At 69.2% G+C, this 24,222-nt stretch carries 11 protein-coding genes; 7 read left to right on the top strand and 4 right to left on the bottom strand.

Going from position 1 to position 24,222, the window contains the following annotated elements:
- Positions 1-131 precede the first annotated feature (131 nt).
- Together CD790_RS17300 and CD790_RS17295 are read right to left on the bottom strand one after the other, a co-directional pair.
- The gene (locus CD790_RS17300; RefSeq protein WP_144384154.1) at positions 132-653 is read right to left on the bottom strand and encodes a MepB family protein; all 522 of its coding nucleotides are present in this window, start codon (positions 651-653) and stop codon (positions 132-134) included.
- Between the two features lie 66 nt (positions 654-719).
- A complete protein-coding gene (locus CD790_RS17295) occupies positions 720-1,382 on the bottom strand; it encodes a TetR/AcrR family transcriptional regulator (protein ID WP_144384153.1) in 663 nt (220 codons plus the stop codon).
- On the opposite strand from CD790_RS17295, the gene CD790_RS17290 reads away from it, so the two are divergent.
- Entirely contained in the window at positions 1,350-1,748 is a 399-nt protein-coding gene (locus tag CD790_RS17290) for an NADPH-dependent F420 reductase (RefSeq protein ID WP_260867655.1), read from the top strand. The genes CD790_RS17295 and CD790_RS17290 overlap by 33 nt on opposite strands.
- A gap of 84 nt (positions 1,749-1,832) precedes the next feature.
- On the opposite strand, the gene CD790_RS17285 is transcribed toward CD790_RS17290, so the two are convergent.
- Complete coding sequence (locus tag CD790_RS17285; protein ID WP_260867654.1) at positions 1,833-2,357, bottom strand: GNAT family N-acetyltransferase; 525 nt, start codon at positions 2,355-2,357, stop codon at positions 1,833-1,835.
- A 328-nt stretch (positions 2,358-2,685) separates the two neighbouring features.
- Between CD790_RS17285 and CD790_RS17280 the strand changes: the two genes are divergently transcribed.
- Positions 2,686-3,150 carry a DUF6083 domain-containing protein gene (locus tag CD790_RS17280; protein ID WP_144384152.1) on the top strand — a complete coding sequence of 155 codons (465 nt, stop codon included), beginning with the start codon at positions 2,686-2,688 and terminating at the stop codon, positions 3,148-3,150.
- 59 nt (positions 3,151-3,209) lie between these two features.
- On the opposite strand, the gene CD790_RS17275 is transcribed toward CD790_RS17280, so the two are convergent.
- Positions 3,210-4,322: a DUF6183 family protein gene (locus tag CD790_RS17275; protein WP_144384151.1), complete on the bottom strand. Its 1,113-nt coding sequence runs from the start codon at positions 4,320-4,322 to the stop codon at positions 3,210-3,212.
- Positions 4,323-4,831: 509 nt separating this feature from the next.
- Here CD790_RS17275 and CD790_RS17270 point away from each other — a divergent pair.
- The 5 genes from CD790_RS17270 to CD790_RS17250 all read left to right on the top strand — a co-directional run bounded on the left by CD790_RS17270 (position 4,832) and on the right by CD790_RS17250 (position 23,888).
- Positions 4,832-6,034 (top strand): serine/threonine-protein kinase, encoded by a 1,203-nt coding sequence (locus CD790_RS17270; protein ID WP_144384150.1) that lies wholly within the window; start codon positions 4,832-4,834, stop codon positions 6,032-6,034.
- Between the two features lie 166 nt (positions 6,035-6,200).
- Positions 6,201-9,374, top strand: a complete 3,174-nt coding sequence (locus tag CD790_RS17265; RefSeq protein WP_144384149.1) for a DEAD/DEAH box helicase — start codon at positions 6,201-6,203, stop codon at positions 9,372-9,374.
- A complete protein-coding gene (locus CD790_RS17260; RefSeq protein WP_144384148.1) occupies positions 9,371-14,878 on the top strand; it encodes a hypothetical protein in 5,508 nt (1,835 codons plus the stop codon). Before CD790_RS17265 ends, CD790_RS17260 begins: the two co-directional genes overlap by 4 nt.
- Entirely contained in the window at positions 14,875-21,582 is a 6,708-nt protein-coding gene (locus CD790_RS17255; RefSeq protein WP_144384147.1) for a DEAD/DEAH box helicase, read from the top strand. The genes CD790_RS17260 and CD790_RS17255 overlap by 4 nt, the downstream gene beginning before the upstream one ends.
- Positions 21,579-23,888 (top strand): UvrD-helicase domain-containing protein, encoded by a 2,310-nt coding sequence (locus CD790_RS17250; RefSeq protein ID WP_144384146.1) that lies wholly within the window; start codon positions 21,579-21,581, stop codon positions 23,886-23,888. Before CD790_RS17255 ends, CD790_RS17250 begins: the two co-directional genes overlap by 4 nt.
- Positions 23,889-24,222: the final 334 nt, after the last annotated feature.

The following is a 24,222-nucleotide window of genomic DNA, read 5'->3' as shown; positions in this document are numbered from 1 at the left end:
CGCCACAGTTGCCCCCCGATTCCTCAACACAGTCGACGGTCGCGAAACGACAGAGGAGGCGACGTCGTTCCCGTCGGACGGTGCGGACCGGGAGAACCGACGGAGCGGCTCGCGGCCAGGAAGGCACCGCCCTAGCCGCGGTAGAGGGCCCGGGCGCGCCGCAGATCCACGGGTGCGTCCTCCGGGAGGGGGAGGAAGTGCTCGACCTGCCACGCCTGGGTGGTGCGAGCCTGACGGTTGGTGGTCGTCACCCACGGCGGATAGACGCGGAATCCCCGTTTCCCACCGGTGCCGTCGCGGGAGACGATGTCCCGCTCGCGGAGCACCTCCCGCGGGAAGACGAACTGGCCGAAACCGTCGCCGTCGCGGCTGCTGATGACGAACAGGTCCACGGCGTCGTCGACGTCGAAGGGTCGGATCGGCCCCTCGGCGGACCGCTGCCAGACGGTGACGAACTGGCCGACCTTGTTCGGGGTGGTCTTGCCCACCCGGAACCGGACCGAGAGGCCGTTCACCGTGAGCGCGTGAGCGGCGTACTCGGCGCCCTCCGACTCCGGTACCGGGGGCGAACAGGAGAAGCCGGCCGGCTCGTACACCCGTGTCCTCGCCGCTGCCAGGTCCCCGTGGGCGGCCCACGGCTCGTTCGTCGTCACTCCCCCATCCTGCCATCGGGGGGCGGGACGCCTCGCACCTTCTCAGAGGGGCGGGTGTGCGCGGGCTCAGCGCCCGGCGGCGACGTCGGCGACCGGTGACGGGGAGGTGGGGAGGCCGGGGTGGGGGGTCAGGATGCGGCCGAGGATGTTCTCGACCTCGGTGCGGGTGGGGGGCCGGGTCGAGGCCAGGCCGCGGAGCGTGAGGCCGTTCATGGCGGCGGTCACGGCCTGGGCCGTGACGGGGTCGACGTACGCGAGGAGGAGGTTGGTGGTCGTCTCGGTGTACCGGTCGGCGATGGGGCGCAGGGCGGGCCGGCGCAGCGCCGCGAGGTAGAGCTCCAGCTGGACGACCTCCTGGTCCCGATGGGGGCCGAAGCAGCCCATGAGCGCATCGGCGAGGAGGACGGTGAGCTGGTGCGGGGTGAGCTCGGGCCGATGGGCGGCCCACTCCTCGAGGGTGGTGGCGTAGCGGTGGTAGGCGCGCTCCAGAGCGGCCTTGATGAGGTCGTCCTTGGTGGCGAAGTGGTACGTCGTCGCCCCGAGGGGGACGCCGGCCTCCTCGGCGACCGCGCGGTGGGTCAGGCCCTCGATACCCCGATCCGCGATGACCCGCTCGGTGGCGGCGGCGATCTCCTCGATCCGCCGCGCGGGGTCGCGGCGTACCGGCTGGCCGGCAAGACCCTCGTCGACTACGCCGTGCCCTTCGTCAACGACCCCGACATCGAGCACCCCTGGCCCACGCCGTGGGGCGTCATGCCCACCTTCGACCCCTGCGACAGCGACAGCCTCGGTGAGCAGATCCAACGTGCCCTCCCGTACACCAAGGTCGTCAAGGGCTTCGTCACTCAGGAGCAGACGACCGTCGTGGATCCCCAGGCGGTCGCATCCGGGGACCACACGATGTTCATCGCGGGGGACCACGACGACGCCAAGCAGGCCGTGACCGCGCTCCTCCGCTCGTACGGCTGGACCGACGTCCTCGACCTGGGCGGCATCGCCTCCGCGCGCGGCATGGAGATGTACGCGCACCTGCACAGCGCCATCGGCTTCGCGCTCGGATTCGGCACCCCTTTCGGCATCAAGGTGATGCGCTGAGGGGGGATTCCCGGTCGGCCAGGGGCGTTCCGTCCCTGCCGAGGGATGTCGACGGACGCCGACGGACGCCGACGGACGGGGAGCCTAACGGAGGGGCTTCTCGAGCCAGGCGACGTCCCAGTAGGTGCCGAACTTCCGGCCCACCTCGTGGTGGACGCCCGCCGGGCGGAAGCCGAAGCGCTGGTGCAGACGCATGGACGCCTCGTTGGGCTGGGTGATCACCGCGTAGGCGCGGTGCACGTCCTCCTCGGCCAGCGCCTCGAAGAGCGCCTGGTACAGCAGGCCGCCGAGGCCGCGTCCGGTGTGCTCCGGGGCGAGGTAGATGCTGGTCTCCACCGACGTCTCGTACGCCTGCTTGGGCCGCAGGGCGCTGCTGGTGGCGTACCCGAGGACCTGGCCCGCCTCCTCGGCGACCAGGAGTCGATGCCGGCCGGTGGGAGGGTGGTCGGCCAGCCACCGCGCACGGTCCTCGACGCGGACGGGCTCCACGTCGAACGTGATCGGCGTACGGATCACGTAGTGGTTGTAGATGTCGGTGAGCTCCTTCAGGTGCTCCTCCGTCCCCGGCCCGACGCGTATGCCGGTGCCCACCGCGGTGTTCTGCCGCACGAGTCACTCCCTACCTCACAGGAGCGGGCACTGTACCCACCGCCTATTACGAGAGCGTTTCCCCTCTCAGGTGTCCCCGCGCTGTGCAGTGCTTCCGTAGTGTCTCCACGCTCCGGAGGGTCGCCGCGCCCTGGAGTGTCGCCGGACCCCCGCTCGTTCCGCCGCCCGCTCGCGCGAAAAGGCCCGCTCGTCGGCCACGAGCTCTGCGCCTCGTGGTGCCCCGTGGCGCCCGCCCTGCCGCCGCGGGTCCCTCGCGTACCGCCGCCACCGGCAGAAACGTCCAACGGCCGCCTCGTCGGCCGTTGCGCGGCGCTTGCACCCTGCACCCATGGGGGGACTCTACGAACCACACATCTGCCGCGCATGCCAGCAGGGCCGACCCACCGTCGCGCAGAGACGCACCGGTGCCATCCTCTGCGACCCCTGCTATCAGGACGCCCTGACGCTTGATGCCCACGACCGGGCGATCGCCGAGCACGCTGACGCGCCAGCGCCTCCGGCCCCGCCCCGCTGCCGCGACTGCGCGCGCGACCAGGACCGGTACGAGACCCGTTACGAGCACTGGGTGTTGTTGGAGCCCCGCGTCCTGCTCCCGGTACCCGTCGTGCCCGAAGGGTGGCGGTGGATCGTCGCGGGCGACGGGCACGCCGAGAACCGCGACACTCCGCCGTCGCCCGAGACCCGCTGTCGCATTCCGCACCAGCTCGTCTGTCCCGTGTGGCCGCGTCCCCGGCACCCCGTTCTCGCCGCCGTCTGGGACCTCAACCGCAGCCACCACCCCGGCGCCGGATAGTCGAAACGCCTCAGTCCGACCCCTCGGTCGGCCTTCGGGGAGGCCCATTCGCCCTTCGGTCAGTCGGTGTCGGTGGCGGCCAGCACCGCGATGCGGCGGCCGTCCGGGGTGAGTGCCACCACGCCGAAGTCGTTGATCTCGTTGTGGAACCAGGCGGAGTCCGCCTCGAACCGCAGCCAGGTGCAGGCCGACGCCACCCGCTCGACCTCGTCGGGGTCGGCGTCCGGGCGTGCGCCGGCGAGCCCCGCCAGCGACCGCCAGGCGTTCAGGCGTCCATAGGCGCCGTGGACGCCCCCGCCGTAGACCGCGGTGTGTGAGGCGGTCGTGAACAGCAGATGCCACACCTCGCCGAGCGAGCAGGGGGCGTAGGTGAAGCGGCCGTCCTCGCCCAGTCCTTCGAGACACTCCATCGGCAGCGAGGCGACCACGGCCGGCAGCGCCTCCGGACTGACGGGCTGCTCCGTGGCGAAGACCGCCACCTCGTGACCACCCCAGCCACCCTGCTCCGGTGGCCCTCCGATCGCCTCCACGAGGCGCGCCGTCGTGGCGTCGACCACCGGGTGCCCGGCCCCGGCGCGCCGGGCGGCGGCGTCGAGCGGCACCGGCGAGGACATCTGCGGGCAGCAGCCACCGGCACCGCCGTTGTAGTGGCGGCGGGGAAGGTGGGCGGAGATTCCGCGCTCCATGTCCGCGAGCCGGTCGGGCAACCAGGCCAGGCCGCCCCACGGGGCGCAGAAGTGGATGTTGCCGGACCGTCGGTAGATCTCCTGCGCGTCGACACCGCGCAGCAACACCTCGTGGAACAGGCAGGCGCGCAGTTCGTCCCACAACTGCCCGCCGTCGTAGGAGAGGGCGGGGAGCAGGTCGTCCAGCGACTGGGCCTCGGCGAGGAGCGAGGCCAGGAGGCGGGGGCCGGTCGGCGAGCCGGCGTTACTCTGGTGCGCCGCGCGGTACAGGCGCAGCAGTTGCTCGACGAAGGGCCGGCCGGGGCTGAGGGCCAGGATCCGCAGGGTGTTCGCCAGCCGGTGGTCCAGGGTGTCGAGTCGCTTGCGGAGCTTCGCCCGTTCCCCCGCGAGAACCTCGCCCCACTCCGCGATCCGCTCCGCCTCACCGGCCCGCGCCCAGTCCTCCGGCGCGTCCCACGGCGTCTCGTCTATCTCCGCGGCGTCCACTCGCTGCTCCCCGTCGTACTGCGGTCTTCGTCGACGTCCATGATCCCGCACCTGCTCCGGCCCGCCCTCGCCGACTGCCTGGACGGCATCCCGTACACGATCACCGTGGACGGCGTCGCCTACCGACGGCTGTGGAAGGGCCTGAACAACAGGACCCAGGGCCAGCCACCCCGAGCCCAACACCACCTGGCTCCCAGGTGCCACCATCGTCCCAGGTGGAGTCCCCCGCCCGGTATAGGTGACCATCACCGACGAGGACGACAGCAAGCACCCTCGGTCGTCTGGCGAGCTGACCATCGAACCGTACCAATGTGGCCCGTTTCCGGACACGGAGCCGGGGAGAACGGCCCGGTCCGATGTGATTACTTTCTCCTGTGGGAGGCCGATCGGTAGGCTGTGGGCGTGATTCGTCGGTGCCCCTGTCTCCTGCGATCTACTCTTTCTCCGGCGGAGCGGAGGCAGGCGCCGAGCAAGGCTGTGCTGTCGTTGCGGGAGTCAGGGGGGATGCAGTGAGCAGCGCGCCTCTGCCGTCGCGTATCGGTCCGTACCTCGTCGAGTGCCGACTCGGCGCGGGCGGGATGGGGGAGGTGTACCTCGCCTACTCGGTCGCGGGTGAACCGGTTGCCGTGAAGGTGATCCGGCCGGACCGTACGGACCCCCACACGCGCGCCCGGTTTGAACGCGAGGCGGCGATCGCGCGCACGATCTCGGGTACGGGCCGTGTGGCCCGTTTCATCGAGGCGGACCCGTTCGCCGAGCAGCCCTGGCTGGCCATGGACTATGTCCCCGGCCGACCGCTTTCCGACGTCGTTCGGGACCAGGGTCCGCTGTCCGCGCCGCTCGTGGCGAGCCTCGGCGCGCTGCTGGCTGAGGGGCTTGCCGCTGTGCACGCCGCTGGTCTGGTGCACCGCGACCTGAAGGCGCAGAACGTCATCCTCGGCGACTTCGGTCCGGTAATCATCGACTTCGGCCTTGGCGCTTTCGTCGGAGCGTCCAAGGGAACGCTCACGCAGGCCGGCATGGTCATCGGCACGGTTCGCTGCATGCCGCCCGAACAGGCCCTGGGCGAGGTGGACGTGACGCAGGCCGCTGACGTGTACGGCCTGGGCACCGTACTTCTGTACGCGGCGACCGAGCACTACCCGTACGACGGCGCCCGATGGGAGGCAGTCGCCGCGCAGGTGGTCAACCCCGCGATCGGCCCCGATCTGTCTGGGCTGCCCGATGAGCTGGCCCCGATCGTGACGGGCATGCTGGCGCACAAAGCGGACGACCGTCCCTCCCTGGAGGAGGTGACCCGGCAGTGTGCCGACCTCATGCGTCAGTTGGGTACGAGTCCGGCTCGTGCACGGCGCGCTCTGATCCAGGAGACGACGGCGAAGGACCATTCCACGTTGGTGCTGCCGCAGCCTGATGGACCGATGCTGGACCGGCTCGACTCACTGGAGAAACTGCTGCGCGAAGAGCCGGCGATCTCGGTTGAAAAGGTCGTCGTCTCGCCACCTGGCGGTGAATCCGGTCCGGGCTCACCAGCCGCGAGCGACACCGCGAGCCCACTCCCGCCCGTGTCCGTGCAGGTAACCGAGTCCGCGAGCGGAAGCCCGGCTGCGCCCACGCCACAAAGGGGCCGCCCTCCCGCTTCCCGGAAGGTCGCCGAGGAGTTGCGCGAGCGCTACGCGGCGGGGCCCGCGCTCACCTGGTCGAAGCGCTGAACCGCTCTTCCACCCTTCTACCGGCGAGGCCGGTCCAGGGGCGATGGGAAAGAGCGAGCGGCGCCGACCCTGGATTCGTCGGTGTCTCATCCCTCGGCCGCCTCAAAGGTCGACCCGCCACGACCACACCGCACATACGAGCACACAGTCCACAGAGGAGCACCACGTGACCACGTCGATGCAGCCTGAGGTTCCTGAAGGGCGCGATGTCGATCCGGCGCAGTCGGCATACCCGGCCGGTGCCAGGCCGGTCTTCGCCCCTGGCGCCCAGGTGCGCATCCGCGACGAGCAGTGGCTCGTGAAGTCCGTCGCGGAGTCCCGTGACGGACTCATGGTGAAGGTCAGCGGGGTCTCCTCGTTCGTCCGTGGCACGGACGCGGTCTTCTACTCTGGACTGGACCGTATCGAGGTGCTCGATCCGCGCAAGACCCGTCTCGTGCCCGACGAGACCTCCAAGCACGCCAAGGCCCGCCTCTATCTGGAGGCGGTCATCCGCAAGACCGCGCTGCCGCAGACCGAGCACGGCATCGCCCTTGCCGACTCCTTCCTCATGGACCGGCAGGAGCACCAGTTACGCCCCGCCGAGCTGGCGCTGTCCATGCGAAATCCGCAGCCCCGGCTGCTGATAGCCGACGTCGTCGGTCTGGGCAAGACGCTGGAGATCGGCATTACGCTCTCAGAGCTGATCCGGCGCGGGCGTGGTGAGCGCATCCTCGTGGTCACGCCCGCCCATGTGCTGGAGCAGTTCCAGCGTGAGCTGTGGACCCGCTTCTCCCTGCCGCTGGTGCGCCTGGACTCCACCGGCATCCAGCGCATCCAGCAGGAGTTACCGGCAGGCCGGAACCCGTTCGCCCACTTCAAGCGCGTCATCGTCTCAGTCGACACCCTCAAGTCGGCGACATACGCCCACCACCTGGAGAACATCACCTGGGACGCGGTGGTCATCGACGAGTCGCACAACCTCGTGAACAAGGGCACCCGCAACAACCGCCTCGCCCGCCGTCTCGCCGAGCAAACCGATGCGCTGATCCTGGCCTCCGCCACGCCGCACAACGGCGACGCCGAATCCTTCGCCGAGCTGATCCGGATGCTCGACCCGGCGGCCATCGCCGACCCCAAGAACTACAAGGTCGCCGACCTCGACCACCTCTACATCAGGCGCACCAAGAGCGACCGCGAGGTACGCGACAGCCTCAAGGGCAAGCCCTGGGCCGAACGCGGCGACTCCCTGCCGGTGCCGGCTCCGGCGACACCGAAGGAGGTCGCCGTCCTGGAGAAGCTCGCGAGCGAGTGGACCCCGGGGGACCCCAGCCGTTCGTCGGTCTGCGCCGATCCGCTGGTCGGCTACAACTTCCTCAAGGCGTTCCTCTCCTCCCACGTCGCCCTGCGGAAATCCCTCGCCAACCGCCGTGCCTACCTGGACAACCCGAGGACCGGTACGGCGAAGGGCAAGGCAAGGACCGCGACGGACACTCCCGAGCGTCGCGCTGCTCTCGCCGCCGAGAGCAAGGCGCTCGCGGAGCTGGAGGCACTGGTCGCGGACTTCACCGACCAGGACTCCGCCAAGCTCGACGCGCTCGTGCGCACGCTGAAGGACAGCCTTGGCGTCGGCCCGCGCTCCGAGCGCCGCGTCGTGATCTTCTCCGAGCGGGTTCACACCCTGGACTGGCTGGCCCAGGAGGTCCCGGCCCGGCTCGGCTTCAAGAAGAACGAGGCGAAGGCCGACGCGACGCGTCCCTGGAAGGCGTACGGCGGAGCCGTCGAGGTCATGCACGGCGACACCACCAACGACCAGCAACAGCAGGAGATCGTCGACCGCTTCGGCCGGCTCGAAGAGCCGGTACGGCTGCTGTTCACCGGCGACATCGCCTCCGAGGGCGTCAACCTGCACCACCAATGCCACGACCTCATCCATTACGACCTGCCCTGGTCCCTCATACGCATCGAGCAGCGCAACGGACGCATCGACCGCTACGGGCAGGCGGTCAGCCCCGAGTTCCGTGCCCTCACTCTCACCGCCGACGTGCCCTGGCGGCGCGACGAGGAGAGCGGCGAGATGCTCACGCTCGACGACCGGCTCGTCGGCGCCCGCCTGCTGCGGCGCGAGGCCCAGGCACACGAGATCGAGACCGGTGAGGGCAGCGCCGAGGCCGTCACCGGCCTCTACAACGACAAGAAAGAAGAGGACCGCCTCACCCGCGACCTCATCAAGGGCGGCACCGTCGAGCGCTCCATCAAGCAGTCCCAGCAGGAGTCAGGCGGGGTCCTCGCCAACCTCCTCGCCGGCGCCAACGCCCGGCTCGCCGACCCCACGGCCCCTCCCACCACTCTCGGCACGGCCCCGGTGCCCGAGGCCGACGTACCCCACGTCTTCACCGACACCAAGGCGTACTTCCACGCCGCGATGGACCTCATCTACCCGGAGGCCGAGCGCGCGGCCCTCGGCTGGAAGCCCGAGACGGCCCAGGGCCGAATCGAGTTCACTCCGCCCGACGACCTGCAGTACCGCTTCCGGGCGCTGCCGAAGTCGTACCTCGAGCAGGAGAAGATCCTCACGACGTCCAAGTACGACGGCACGCTGAGCATCACCTTCGACAAGCAGTACGCCGCCGACCGCCTGGAGGCCGCCCGCAACGCCAAGCAGGGCAAGACGGACCAGCCCACATCCCAGTGGCCCAATGTCTCCTACGCCTCCGACATCCACCCCGTGCTCGACTGGGTGACGGACAAAGTCCTCGCCAAGCTCCAGTACGACGAGGCGTTCGTCCTCGCCTACCGGCCCGACACCGTCAAGGCCAAGCGGATCGACGCCGCCTTGCCCGAAGCCCTCACCGGCCCGGTCTACCTCCTCCAAGGCGTCTACTCAAACACGGCGGGCAAGCCGACCGTCGTGGAGTGGATGGCCGTCACCGGGCTCACCGCGGGCAGCCCTCGCGTATGGCGCATGGACTCGGCGTTTCTCGCCGCCTGCGGTGTCGGCCCCGACATGCCCGGCCGCGCCCAGCCCGTCGCCCCCGACCTTCTCCAGAGACTCGTCCCCACTGCCGTCGACGCGGCCGAGACCCACCTGCGCGAGCGCCGCGCCGACTACGACAAGCAGGTGGACTCCTACCTCGCCCCGTACGAGGACCGGGTCCAGATCTGGGAGCAGGGCGCCCTGATCGCCGTCGGCAACCAGCAGCGCCGCATCCAGCAGGTGTACGACACGGCCGCCCTACGCCGCGACCTCGTACGCCGCCTGCGAACCGACGGCGACCCGATGCTGCGGGTCCTCTGCGTCCTCGAACCCCTTCACCCCACCACCGCGTCCACCGCGCACGCTGAGGAGTCCGCACGATGAGCTACACCTACGACTCCTTCGCCAACCGCGGCGAATACCTCTCCGCCCACTACTTCAGCGAGGAGCTGGAGAACACTCTCAAGAAGGGCAAGGCGGGCGACGAGGGCCTGTTCACCCTGTGGACCGGCCGCGAGACCGACCCCCACGATCCCCAGCCCACCCCGCGCGAACTCCTGCCCCGGCTCCGCAGCGACTACCTGGCCACCGTGCGCCCCTTCCTGAGCTCCCGTGCCCAGCAGGAAGAACCCGGCAGCACCTACGACGACCCCACAGGCGAGTGGGCCGAGCACATCACCGCCTGGCACACCACTGTCCTGAAAGCCCTCGGCTACGGCGAGCGGCCCGACCCGATCATCGTGCACAACGCCGGCAAGGAGTACGAACTCCAAATCGCCTGGCACGGAGACGGCATCGTCGCCCTCGACTGCGGCTGGACCGCCTCCCTCGACGACGCCCTCGACCCCGACAACGCAGGACTGCTCCTCCACCCCCTCAAGACCACGGACGGTCTCCTCGAGGTCGGCGAGAAGCTGGCGGGCTGGCTCTTCCAGAGCGAACTCCACGAGCCCGGCGGCGACGCGCCCCGCTTCATCCTGCTGCTGTGCGGTGGCGTACTCGCCCTCGCCGACCGCAACGCCTGGGCCGAAGGCCGCTACCTCGCCACCAGCCTGGACGCGGCCCTCGCCCGCAACGACACGACCAAGGCCGGCGAACTCTCCCTCCTCGCCGCCCTCTTCTCCCACGACATGCTCGCGACCCGCCCCGACGGCAAGGGCCGACGCATCGACGACCTGCTGAAGGCGTCCCGGGACAACGCCGTCGGCGTCAACTCCGAGCTGCGCAAGGGGCTTCAGCAGTCAGTCGAGATCATCGCGAACGAAGTGCTCGCCCGCCTGTGCGAGGCGAAGGTCAAGCCACGGGAGATCGAGGACCTCAGGAAGGGCCCGTTCGCCAAGCAGCTCACCCGTGAATCCCTGCGCTACCTCTACCGCATCCTCTTCCTCCTGTACGCCGAGGCCCGCCCCGAACTGGGCATCCTGCCCGCCGACGACTCCACCTACGAGGCCGGCTACTCGGTCGCCCGGTTGCGCGAGCTGGTCACGCGCGAGCGAAAGCTGGTGGACGAGGACAGCCGAGGGGGCTTCCACCTCCACGCATCCCTCGACGTTCTCTTCAACAAGGTCAACTACGGCCACCGCCCGCACGGCACCGAAGCGGACGACGAAAAGCCGGCCGAGGAACGCAGCGAGCTGCGCGGCCTGCGCTTCGAGCCGCTGCGCAGTGAGCTGTTCGACCCCAAGGCGATCACCCTCATCGGGAGCGGCGTCCTGGACCCCCGGTGGGACGAGGACGGGGACGAGCAGCCGCGGTGGCTGGACCTGCGGCTGCGCAACGAAGCCCTGCACCAGGTGCTGCGTCTACTCACCCTGAAGGAGGCCGGCCAGAAGGGCCGGCAGGGCGGCTTCATCTCCTACCGCAACCTCGGCATCAACCAGCTTGGCGCCGTCTACGAAGGTCTGATGTCGTACACCGGCATCATCGCCGAGGAGGAGCTGGCCGAGGTCGCCAAGCCCGGCGCCAAGAAGGCCGGCAAGCAGTACGGCGACCCCGAGAAGGGCTCCTGGCTCGTCCCCGCCGACCGGCTGAACGACTACCCGGAGAACACGCACGTCGTGTACTCCGCCCAGGACACCGAACAGCACGGCCTGCGCGGCCCCAAGAAGTACCCCCGGGGCCGGTTCGTCTACCGGCTGGCCGGCCGCGACCGTGAGACCTCCGCCTCGTACTACACCCCCGAGTCCCTCACCGAGGTCACCGTCGAGCTGGCGCTCAAGCACCGCCTCGACCAGGAGAAGGACGCCGACGGCAACACGGTACGGACCCGCGCGAGCGAACTCCTGCGCTACACCATCTGCGAACCGGCCCTAGGCTCCGGCGCGTTCCTGAACAAGGCGATCGACCTGGTCGCGGAGGAATACCTCAAGCGCCGCCAGGAGGAGCTCGGCGCCAACCTGGACACGTCGAAGGCGCTAGAGGCGAAGCAGAAGGTGAAGGCGTACATCGCCCTCCACAACGCGTACGGCATCGACCTCAACGAGACGGGCGTGGAGCTCGCCGAGGTGTCGTTATGGCTCAACACCATGCACCCAGGGATGCGTGCGCCGTGGTTCGGTCTGCATCTGCGGCGCGGTAACTCCCTGATCGGGGCGCGACGTTGGGTGTACGAGGCCGAGCGCATCAAGAAGGAGCGGACCATCGGCGCACAGACGCCGACCAAGCTGCCGTTCCGGGCGACCGAGGACGGTGCTGAGCAGCCGCTGCCGGACGGGGCCGTGCACCAGTTCCTCCTGCCCACGCCTGGTTGGGGTGCGGTCGCGGGGGCGAGCGGCGACGCGAAGAAGCTGGTCGAGCAGCTTGCCGGATCGCAGGTGGACCAGCTGAAGGCGTGGAAGAAGGCCGTCCAGACTAAGCCCAAGACGACGGGCGGCAAGGCGAGCCAGCTCGCCCGGCTCCAGGCGGCGGCCCTTCGTGTCGAGTTCCTGTGGAAGCTCGTCGCCAAGCGCATGGAACTCAGCGAGCAGGAGATCGCCCGCACCATCGATGTCTGGGGGACCGACCGCGAGGAGGACGCGGAGGAGGACGCCTTCCTCCGCCACGACAAGCAGAACGCGGACCAGAGCCTGCCGCTGACCAAGGAGCAGGTCTTCAAGGACCTCTTCAAGGCGGAGGGCTCCCCGTACTGGCGTCTCAAGCAGGTCATGGACGCATGGTGCGCGCTGTGGTTCTGGCCTCTGGACAAGGTCGGGCTGCTGGACGGGACGGACGCGGAGTACGCCACGGCTCCGGTGGTGACAGTGGAGGCGGGGGCGGACCTGGACACTCTGCTGTCGTCGATGGCTGGGGAAGCCGTCGAGAGCGAGACGCCGTTGGCGGCGCCCGAGCCCACGACCGTGCCGCGATTCTTCGAGAGCCGGATGCTGTTCGCCATGGAGGGTGACCAGATGTCCCTGGCCGGCGAGGACGGGGTCGACGACGAGCTAGTGAAGAAGGAAAAGCTCAAGAAGGCGCGTACCTCCTCCGTATCGAGGAAGCGCCTTGGGCCGGTACGCCGGCGCGAGGTCGTCCCGCTTGCGAACTTGGACGACTGGATCGCCTTCCTGGAGTCCATGGTGGGCACGGAGCCCATTCGGGAAGATGGCTTTGCCGCATCCGTCGACTCCCTGGAGGAGCTGGCGCTGCTCGAAGATCTGGTCCAGGTCGAAATGGGCATGGACGATGCGCTGAAGGCGGTCGAGACGCGGTATCCGTGGATGCGGGTCGTCCGTGACATCGCCAAGGAGCAGGGTTTTCTGCACTGGGAGCTGGACTTCGCAGGCGTGTTTGCTAGCGAGGCGGGGGGATTCGATCTTCAGGTGGGTAATCCGCCGTGGGTGCGGCCGGAATGGAAGGAAGACCCGGTCCTCGCGGAGTACGAGCCGTGGTTCATGCTCACGGAGAAGCCGAAGGCGGAGGAGAAGAGCAGGCGGAGGAGGGACGAACTCGCCCGTGAGGAGGTGCGGGAGTACCTGCTCGGCGAGGTGACGAATACGGTGACGACGGCGAGCTATCTCTCGGCTCCGCCCGTCTATCCACTGATCTCGGGAAGCCAGCCTGATCTGTACCGGGCGTTCATGTGCGAGGTGTGGGACCATGCCGGACGCGTCGGAGCGGCCGGGATGGTGCATCCTGACACCCACTTCGCGGGAGACAAAGAGGCCGCGCTGCGGGCCGCGGCCTATCGGCGCCTGCGCGTGCATGGCGACTTCGTCAATGCGGGCAATCGCTTCTTCCCACCGCCCGTGGGTCGGTCCAGCCACTTCGGCGTGCACATCTACGGGACCGAAGGGGAGATCTCCTTCGACTCGCTGTCGTGGCTCTTCACTGTCGACTCGCTTCGGTTGTCCGCCGCCGCCGAGGACGCGGGCGCGGATCCCGGCGTCAAGTACGACGGCGACTGGGACCAGCGCCCTCACCCGAAGCGCGTTGTCCGCGTGACTACCGGCACCCTCAAGCGATGGCGTCGACTGGCAGGTGATGAAGCCCCCCTGGAGCACACGCGTCTGCTCACGCCGGTGAGTACGGCGGAGGACCCAGCGATCGATGCGCTGGGCATGTATCCCTTGCGTCTTGGTGCGTTGTACCCGGATATCACCCCCGGGTACCACGAAAGCGGCGCCAAGAAGGCGCAGTTTGGCCCGGACAAGAATCAGCGGCTTATCGACTACAACAGAGGCGCAGACGGCCAGGAGGACTATCACGCGGAAGCGTGGAACGACGTCATCCTCAAGGGGCCGCAGATCGGCGTGGCCAACCCGATGTTCAAGCAGCCCAGCCAGGGCGGCGGCGAGGTACGCGGCCTAGACCCGAGGGCGCTTGCGGATGACGCGGTGCCGGAATCGGAGTATCGGTGTGTGGCTTCGCGTGATGCGTTTCTGGGGGAGCAGGACCGGTGGCCCGACTGGGAGCGGTACGAGAGGCTCCGTACGTCGGTTGAGGAGCGAGCGCAGGCTCGGATTCAGATTGCGGAGACGCGCAAGATCCAGCCGGAGGAGGTCGAGGACGAACAGGTTGAGAAGTTCCTACTTGCCAAAGCGAGCTATCCGTACAGCGAGGACTACCGGGTTGCATGGCGGCGTCAGATCGCTCCTGATACTGAGCGAGCACTGTTTGCGGCGATCGTCCCACCGGGCGTGGCTCACGTTGATCAGGTGAATTCGATGCGGCTAGGCACATTGCGTGGTACTGCCCTAGCCGCCGGGTTCTGGGCCGGACTCCCTCTCGACTACTACCTGCGTACCAGCGGCAAGGGAGACATGCGTGTGGGCACGGCAAGGACTCTGCCAGCTCCTCATCATGACCACCCCCTAGCCCCCGCCCTCCTCCTCCGCACCCTCCGCCTCAACGCCCTCACCACCGCCTACGCCGACCTCTGGGCGCAGCTCTACGACCCCAAATGGCCCGGCTACGAGCCCTGGGCCATCGACTGGCCCCATCTCACGACCGAGCTGCACGACGTCACCCCCACCTGGCAGCGCGACACCCCCCTCCGCACCGAGTACGCCCGCCGTGCCGCCCTTGTCGAGATCGACGCACTCGTCGCCGTCTGGCTCTGCATCGACGCGGACACGCTCATCGCCATGTACCGGGCCCGTTTCCCGATCATGCAGGACTTCGATCGGGTGACGTGGTTCGACGCCACCGAGCGGAAGATCGCCGGGGACCGGTACACGTACGGGTTCGATCAGACCAAGGACCACTGGACCCAGTTCGAGGCCTACCAGGAGGCCTACGAGAAGGACCCCGAGACCACCGTCCCCGTTCCCGACGGCTACACCGCCCCCTTCTACAAGGCCAACCGTGAGCGCGAGATGCGCGCCGCCCACGCCTACTTCAAGCAGCGTCTCGACGAAGCCGTGAGCAAGGGTCTGTGGGACCCGGAGAAGATGGAGGTCCCGACCCCGTGAGGCCGACCCTCGAAGCACAGGGACTCAAGGAGAGCCTGCTCCAGTACCTGTCCACGACGTACGGCCTCGCCGACGAGGGCGTCCGCAAGGCGCTGCACGCCTTTCTCGGGGACGAGACGACGGGTATGTTACGCGGCCCGTATCTTCGCCTCCGCACCCCCTTCACCCCGGCCGGCGACGGCTGGCAGCGGTACCTGGACTGGGTACGCACGGACGGCTGGACGCCGTACGCGCACCAGGCCCGTGCCTTCGCCCGGCTCACCTCGAAGGACGGGCACGTACCTCGGCCCACGCTGGTCACGACGGGTACGGGCTCCGGCAAGACCGAGTCGTTCCTCTACCCCGTTCTCGATCACTGTGTCCGCGAGCGCGCGGCCGGGAACAGCGGGGTCAAGGCGATCTTCCTCTATCCGATGAACGCCCTGGCCACCGACCAGGCGGCCCGCATCAACGGACTGCTCACCGACTACGACGAGTTAAGCGGCGTACGCGCCGGCCTGTACATCGGGGACAAGGCGGCGACGCACTACGACCGCGTCTACACGCGCCGGCAGGACATGCGGCTGTCCCCGCCGGACATCCTGATCACCAATTACAAGATGCTCGACCTGCTCCTGCAGCGGGCCGCCGACGCACCGCTGTGGGACGACAGCGACATCCGCTACGTGGTCGTCGACGAGTTCCACACGTACGACGGTGCCCAGGGCACCGACGTCGCGATGCTGCTGCGTCGCCTTGCCATCGCCGTCGGCGCGAACCGGCCCGGTAGGCCGCTCGGAACGATCACTCCCGTCGCGACCTCCGCGACGCTCGCTTCCGGCACCGACGCCGACGGGGTGCGGCAGCTCCTCTCCGTGGCCGGCAACGTCTTCGGTGCCGAGTTCACCGAGGACGCGATCGTCGGTGAGGACCGGCTGACGGTCGACGAGTTCATGCTCGACGAGTCGATCAGGGACGCGAAGTTCCTGCCCGGTCAGGCCGCACCCCCCGAGGCACTGACCGCCCTGCCGGACCCGGCCTCCGGCCCGGAGGCGCTCGCGGACCTTGCCGAGGCCGTCACCGGACGCCGTACCACCGATCCGGTCGTCCTCGGCGCCGCGCTCAGGCGCAACCGACTGACATATGCGGTGCTGAAGGCCTTCGACGGCACGGCGTGCACCTATGACGAGGTGCTCGACGTGATGCGCCGCAGTGGGGCGAAGAGCTGGGACGAGGCGATAACGACGCGGCCACAGGTCGCGGCGGCGGCACTCGCCCGCTTCGTCGCCCTTCTGTCCGTGGCACGGGACCCGGAGGCGCCGGCCACGATCAACCGCCCCTTCGTCCAGGTAGAGGTGCACCAGTGGGCGCGGTCCGTCACCCGCGTGCTGAGGGGCGTGCTGCCCTGGCCGAAGGCCGAGTTCGCCTGGGACACGGTCGGGGCGGAGAGCCGGCTACGTACGACGCCCAACACGACCACCTCGCGTGACACCAAGGTCTACCTGCCCGCGGTGTACTGCCGCGAGTGCGGGCGCTCCGGCTGGTCGGTACTCGCCCCCGAGTCGGACCTGGAAGAGCTGAGCTTCGAGGCCCACAAGATTCGCCGGGCCACCGTCACGGCCAACAAGTCCAAGGTGCGCACCCTCGTGGCGGCCACGGACAACGAGGCTCGCGAGGGCAACGGCCGTACCGCCGTGGACCGGGCGCAGCAGAGGTCGCTGACCACCGGTGGCGCGGGCGTTCTGATGGTTCTCGACGGTCACTCCCGCCGCCTGCGCCTGCCCGACCCCCAGGATGATTACGACGACGAGGGCGACCCGCAGCCCGCAGGTCCGGACTCGGTCTTCGTCCTCGTCCAGCTCGGGGACACCGCAGAGCGGGCCGCCAAGGACGACTGGTGCCCGGCGTGCGGCACGCACAACGCCATCCGCTTCCTCGGTACGGGCGCCGCCGCGCTCGCCGCCGCGTCCATCACCCAGCTCTTCACCGGCGGGGAGATGGACAAGCAGCAGCGTGAGACGAAGACGCTGATGTTCAACGACTCGGTGCAGGACGCCGCGCACCGGGCCGGTTTCGTCGCCTCCCGCTCGTACACCTTCTCCCTGCGGGCCCTGTTCACCAAGCACCTGAGCGAGCAGCGGTCCACCGCGCTGAACGACCTCGTCGCCGATGTCGTCATGTCCACCACCGACCGTGAGACGCTCGCCGCCGTCGTACCGCCGGACCTGCACGACGACGCGGGAGTCGCACGGCTGCTGTCGGGCAAGGGACGCGGCGGGGACAAGAGAACCTGGGACCTGATCGGGGAGCGGTTCGCGTTCGAGGCCGTGATGGAGTTCGGCCACCGTTCCCGCAACGGCCGTACCCTCGAACTGACCCGTACCGCCGCCGCCTGGGTGGGTGTCCCCGACGAGCGGGCCGCCGTCGCGATCGTACGGGCCGTCCACGAGGAGTCCACCCACCGTGGGCTGGCCCTCACGGCGCACGACGACGCGCGGTACCTGGCGTTCCTGCGCGGCCTGTTGGAGCGGCTGCGTACGCGGGGAGCGGTCGGACATCGGTGGCTGGACAAGTTCCTCGACGAGGCGGGCACGAGCCGCTACTTCATCTGGGGTGGTCGCCCGCGTGGCATGAAGGCCTTTCCCCGGGGGGTCTCCGCGCCGAGCTTCGTGCTCGCCCGGCCCAAGCAGAAGAGCGAGTTCGACTTCGCCGCCGGGCGCCTGTCCTGGTATCAGTCCTGGGCCCAGCGCTGCTTCGACATGACCCGCGAGCAGGCCGACGAGTTCTGGGTGCGGCTACTGCCCCGGCTCACCGATGCCGGGCTGCTCGCGGCGCGCACGCCGCGCGACACGGCCGTCCGCGTCTACGGCCTTCAGCCAGGTGCCGTCCGCCTGCAGCTGTTGTCCGACGTGCAGGTCAACGAGTCGTATGTGCGCTGCCCGAAGTGCTTCTGGGAGCAGACTGTCCACCCCTCCTTGCTGGCGCAGTACCACGGGCAGCCCTGTCAGTCGTACCGCTGTTCGTCCGGACGCCTGGTCGCGGGCGACCGGTGGCTGGAGACGGTGGACCGGCACGACCGGGACCGCGACTACCGCGAGGACTACTACCGCAGCCTGTACCGGCGAGCCGGCACCTATCAGGTCATCACCGCTGAACACACCGGTCTGCTCTCCCGGGGCAAGCGCGAGCGCGTCGAGGAGGCCTTCCGCAAGGGAGAGGGGTTCAACGACCCCAACGTGCTGTCCTGCACGCCCACCCTGGAGATGGGCATCGACATCGGCGACCTGTCCGCCGTCGTTCTCGGCGCCCTGCCGCGCCGTCCGGCGAACTACGCCCAGCAGGCGGGCCGGGCCGGGCGCCGCACCGGCAACGCCTTCCTCCTCACCATCCCCGACCGCTCCCGCCGCGACCTGTACTTCCTCGACCGGCCGCGGGACATGATCGACGGGCGGATCGTGCCGCCGGGCTCGTACCTGTCGGCCATCGAGATCCTGCGCCGCCAGTACACCGCCCATCTCCTCGATCTCGCGGCACGCGGCCGCCTGCTGCGCGAGGACGGCAAGCCGCTGGCCGCCCTGTCGCGCCGTGTGGACGAGCTCTTCGGCCCCTCCGGCTACCTCGCGGACTTCACCGAGGCCGCCCTCGCCCACGGCGAGGAGCTCGTCGCGGGCTTCCTCGCGCTGTTCCCGACCGGCGTGAGCGAGACCGCTCAGGAGGAACTGAAGAAGTACGCCGTCCGGGGCATCCGCAGCGCGATCGAAAAGGCCGAGCGGCAGTGGGAGCGCGAGAACCAGAAACTACGCACCCGTATCCGTACGATCCGCTCGGCCATCGACGAACTCAAGGAAGGCGACGACGAGCAGGCACGTACCAAGGCGGAACTGGAGGCCGAGCTGGGCGCCCTCTCGAAGCAGGGAGCCACGCGTCAGCGTCAGCCCGCCCAGACCGTGCTGTGCGACCTCGGTCTGCTGCCCAACTACGCCCTCATCGACGCCACGACCACCCTGGAGGCCACCGTCTACTGGCCCGAGGGCACCACATCCGAGGGGCGGGACAGCTACAAGTCGAAGCCGTTCTCCTACGGGCGGCCGCGCAGCTTCGCCCTGTCCGAACTCGCCCCGGGCAACACCTTCTACGCCGAGGGCTACAAGCACCGGATCACTGGCATCGACATCGTCACCGGCCGGGACCAGGACTGGCGCCACTGGCGCTTCTGCCCCTCGTGCGGCTATGTCCGCACCGAGAACGCCGAGCACGACATCACCCCCTGCCTACGCTGTGGGGAGGCGGGCATCGCCGACTCCGGCAGCCTGTGGCAGATCGTCCAGCCCAGCGTCGTCACCGCCCGCGACAAGCGCGAGGACGCCAGGATCGGCGATGAGAGCGACGACCGTGACCGCCGCTTCTACACCGTCGTGGACATGGTCGACATCGCCCCCAAGGACTTCGCCCCAGGCAAGTCCTGGCGGCACACCAAGGAGATCTTCGGCGTCGACTACACCCGCCACGCCGTCATCCGCCGCGTCAACGCCGGACCGCTCAGCATCGGAGCCCAGGAGAACGACCAGCTCGCCGGGCGGCCCGTGCGCATCGCCCCTTTCCACGTGTGCACCGCCTGCGGAGCCGCGACCGCCGATGGACGGCCGGTCTTCGACGACGACCGCGACGCGGTCGACAACTCCGCCAACCGCCAGCGCGAAGTCAAGCACCACACCCCCTGGTGCCCGCTGCGGCGCGGCACACAGCACGTGTCCCAGGAACCCGTCCTGCTCGCCCACGAGCTGGAGACCGAAGCCCTGCGCATCCTGCTGCCCGCCGCGACCGTCCTCGTCGAGGAGCGGGTCCACTCCTTCCAGGCGGCCCTGCGCCTGGGCGTGGACGAAGCCTTCGGCGGCGACCCCCAGCACCTGGACACCACCCTCGCCACCATGCCGGACCGCGGCACCGCGGAGAAGCGGCACTTCCTGGTCCTGTACGACCGCCTCCCCCACGGCACCGGCTACCTCGACCGGCTCACCGACCCGGCAGCCTTCCGGCAGGTACTCGAGGGCGCGCGCCGGCTTCTCGAGGAGTGCGCCTGCAACGGGGAGGCCATGCCGGCCTGCCACCGCTGCCTGTACCGCTACGCCGACGAACAGCACATCGACCGCGTCTCCCGCCAGGCGGCCCTGGAGATCCTCGACGAACTTCTCGGTACCGATACCGACGCCTGGAACACCAAACCGGTCGGCAACACCGACCAGATCGGCCTCGACGGACAGGTCGAGTCCGACCTTGAGGCGCGCTTCCTCAACGCCCTGCGTGGGTGGGCCAGCCCGCGCGGCGACGCCGTCTTGGAGGAGAGCGGCGACAACAGCGCCTACCTGCGGCTCGACGAGGTCGGCACCGTCCACGGCTGGCGTCTGACCGCCCAGCGCAACGAGGCGTTCACCCGTACCGACTTCACCTTCGAGCGCACCGAGGGCCGCAAGCAGAGGATCACCGTCTACCTCGACGGACACCGCTATCACGCCACTCGCCGGCACAACCGGCTCGCCGGAGACGCCGACAAACGCAACCGGCTGCGGGCCGAGGGGCGCGTCGTCTTCCAGCTCACCTGGGACGACCTCGAAGCCTTCGAGCGGCAGACCGGCACGGCACAGACTTCCTCAGGGCGGGTGACGGCCGAGCCGGTGTGGCCGCCCTATCCGCACAGCGCCCAGGACATCGCCAAGCAGCTCCATGCCGAACGCGGTGGCGACGACCTCGTCACCACCGCGTTCGCCGATCCGATGACCATGCTCCTCGCCTACCTGCGCAGTCCGGACGACGCGGCCTGGGGCAGGCGGGCGTCGGCCATGGTCGGCGGACTCCTCGGAACCGGCCGGGAGATCCTCGTCGGCAACGGCACCCCCGACCAGACCCGTCAGACGCTCGCCCGGCTCCTCGACGCCTGGGGCGGCACCGATGGCATCGCCCCAGACCCCGTCCAGGGCACCGGCACACTCAACCTGTTCGGTACCTGCGACCAGTCCGGTCTCCCCGTCGCCTTTCTTGTCGACGGAGCCACCGGCCACTGGTCCGCCCTGGTCTGCCTCGACGACACAGCACCCGACCAGCTCGGCACGCCCGAGCACAAGGCACGCTGGCGCTCCTGGCTTCAGTGGTCCAACATCCTGCAGTTCCTCGCCCACGACGGAGGCGACGGGGTACAGCTGACCACGGCCACCGCGGCCAAGTGCGACACCTCGGTCCTCAAGGCCTTCGGCGGCCTCGGCGAACTCGAATCCCTGGTCGTGCGGTTCGGCACCGGCACACCCGTGCAGCGGCGCCCTGCAGTAGAGGCATCCGACGCCACTCCACTCGAAGCGAAGTTGCGGGACCTGCTGTGGGACCGGGAGATCCTCGGGTACCTCGACGAGGACGAACCCGACGCCCCCCTCACCCGTCTCGCCCACGCCCTGGCTGACGGCGGCAAGAAGGCTCCTGCCTACGGCTTCGAACTCGGCGAACGCGGCTGGCTCGCCGACTTCGCCTGGGACCACGGCGACCAGCGGATCGCCGTCATGGCCGAGCCGCACGACCATGAGGACGAAGAGAGCGACAAGACCTGGCGCGCCTACCGCGACGCCGGGTTCACCATCCGCTCGGCCGACGACTGGCTCGCCGATCTCGACGCCCTGCTTACCGCGCTTCCCGACGCCGCCCCCCGCCCCGACTCCGAAGAACAGGGTGCCGCACGATGACCGCACGCCTCAGCCTTTACCAGAAGGCCGAAAACGAGCTCTACAAAATGGAGTCGTCGGTCAAGACGAAGTTCTACGACTTCTGTCACCAATTCCGCCTTGACCCCGATCACCCCAGCCTCGACCTCAAGCCCCTCAAGGGCGACGGCCGGATCTTCCGCGCCAAGATCGACCGTTCGTACCGAGCGCTTCTCGCCCGGGCCGGCGTCGGCGCCGATGGCATCCCGCAGTGGCTGATCGTCGCCGTCCGCCACCGCAAGGATGTCTACGAGGAACTCACCGTCGCCATCAACCGGATCACCGGTGAGATCGAGTTCGTCGATCTCGGCGTCGTCGGTCAGAGCGTCCTCCAGCGTGCGGGGCTCCAGCTCACTCCGGCTCCGGACGAGCAGGCCGTGCCGGTCGAGCCCACGCCCGCACCCGTCGTGACGCCGGAACCGGTCATCACCGCGGAACCACTCCTCGCCGGCTGCGCCCCTGAGGACCTGCGCCGGCTCGGTGTCGCCGACGCGCTCATCGATCTCGCCCTCACCGTCACGACCGACGAGGAACTCGACCAGCTCATCGCCGGCGCCCCGCGTCTGACCGCCGAGGTCCTCACCGGCCTCGGCTCCGGCATGTCCGTGGACGAGGTCGAGCGTGAGATCACCCAGCCCGCCGCCACCGAACTCGAGCCGGGCTTCGAGGACGACATGGCGGCGGCCCTCACCCGTACCGCGGTCACCACGGTCGACGACGACATCCGCAACGTCCTCGCCGAGGGCGACTTCCGCGCATGGAAGGTCTACCTCCACCCCACTCAGCGCAAGATCGTCGAACGGAACTACGGCGGCCCCGCGCGTGTCAGCGGCGGCCCCGGCACCGGCAAGACCATCGTCGCCCTGCACCGCGTCGCCCGTCTCGCCGCCGCCCTGCCGCCCGGCCACAACAAGCCGATCCTGCTGACCACGTACACCAAGAACCTCACCGCCGATCTACGCTCCCGGCTCACATCGCTCATGGATCCGGCACTGCTCGGGCGTATCGACATCAAGCACATCGACCAGCTCGCGCAGAGCGTCCTCAACGAGAACACAGCGCCCGGCTCGCAGCGGAGTCTGATCACCGACGACCGGGCCTTGGACGTCCTGCGAGAAGTGCTCTTCGAGCACGACGAGCAGCGCTGGGACGCCGAGTTCCTCTTCGACGAATGGGAACAGATCATCCTCGGTCAGTCCCTCGCCACCCGCCAGGACTACTTCAAGGCCCGCCGCGCCGGCATGGGGCGTGCCCTCACCCGCCCCGAACGAGCCGCCATCTGGAAGCTGCTCGACCAGTTCACCCTGCGCCTCAACGGCCTGGGCCGAGAGACCTGGGCCCAGGCCGCCGAACGGGCGGCCCGCTACGAAATGGAACGAGCCCGCAAGATCCAGATCCGTGCCGAGTACAAGGCAGACATCGGCGGCGGCGACTTGGTCCACCTCGATGACAACAGCTCCGCAGTGCGCTACCTGCGTCATCGCTACCAGCACATCGTCGTCGACGAGGCCCAGGACCTCAGCCCCGCCCACTGGAAGATGCTGCGCGCCATGGTCGCGCCCGGCTCGGGCGACCTGTTCATCGCCAGCGACACTCATCAGCGGATCTACGACCGGCAGGTCACCCTCTCCACCGTCGGCGTCCACATCCGCGGTCGCTCCTCGAAGCTGACGCTCAGCTACCGCACCACCCAGGAGATCCTCGACCAGGCCGCCAAGGTCGTCCGCGGGGCCACCTACGACGACCTCGACGACGGCACCGACACCCTCGACGGCTACCACTCCCTGCTGCACGGCCCTGCCCCCGAGTACGTCGCCTGCGCCGACTGGGCCGACGAGATCGCCCAGCTCGCCGAGGCTCTCAGGCGGTGGCGCGCGGACATCACCCAGCCTGCCGCGGACGGCACCGTACGTGACCCCAGCGGCACCCTGGCCGTCTGCGTCGCCGACGGTGAGATGGCGGGCCGGGTCGCCACCGACCTGGAGATGAAGCACGGCATCACCACAGCCACCCTCACCAAGGACGGCCCGCAGGGTGCGGGAGAAGTCCACATCGGCACGATGCACCGGTTCAAGGGGCTCGAGTACCAGGCGCTCGCCATCATCGGTGCGAGCGACGGCGTTCTTCCCCGCACCGCTGTCGTCGAGCAGTACGAGAGGACCGACCCCACGCGGTACGAACGCGAGCTCAAGAAGAGCCGCAACCAGCTCTTCGTCGCCACCACCCGAGCCCGCGACGCGTTGCGCATCTCCTGGCACGGCAAGCCCAGCCCGTTCCTCCCCTTGTAGCTGACCGAGGCGGTTCTGCCCCGCGGTGGTCACCTGCCGCGGGGCAGAAGGCTGGCCGTCAGATCATTCGCGGTCAAGGATCGATGGGAAGAAAGCGCCTGGATCAGCCGACGAAAGTCGGCGTGCGACCCGGGCGGGCTGGGCAGGGCCCAGGGCGTCATCGAATCCGGTTTTGCGAAGCCTTTCGCTATCCATCCGTCCTTCCGCCCGAGCCGGGGCGAGGATCTGCTTGCGGCGCGCAGGGCATGCGTCTAGCCTGCGGTCAGGAATGGAGCCTGGGACGGTACCTGGGCAACCCCCGGTCATCCTGAGGTACGGAGCGTCGGAAAGCGCC

Origin of the sequence: Streptomyces sp. SAJ15 (genome assembly GCF_007595705.1) — a bacterium.
GTDB lineage: Bacteria > Actinomycetota > Actinomycetes > Streptomycetales > Streptomycetaceae > Streptomyces.
The sequence above is the reverse complement of the archived record's forward strand: the minus strand, read 5'-3'. Positions and strand labels throughout refer to the sequence as shown.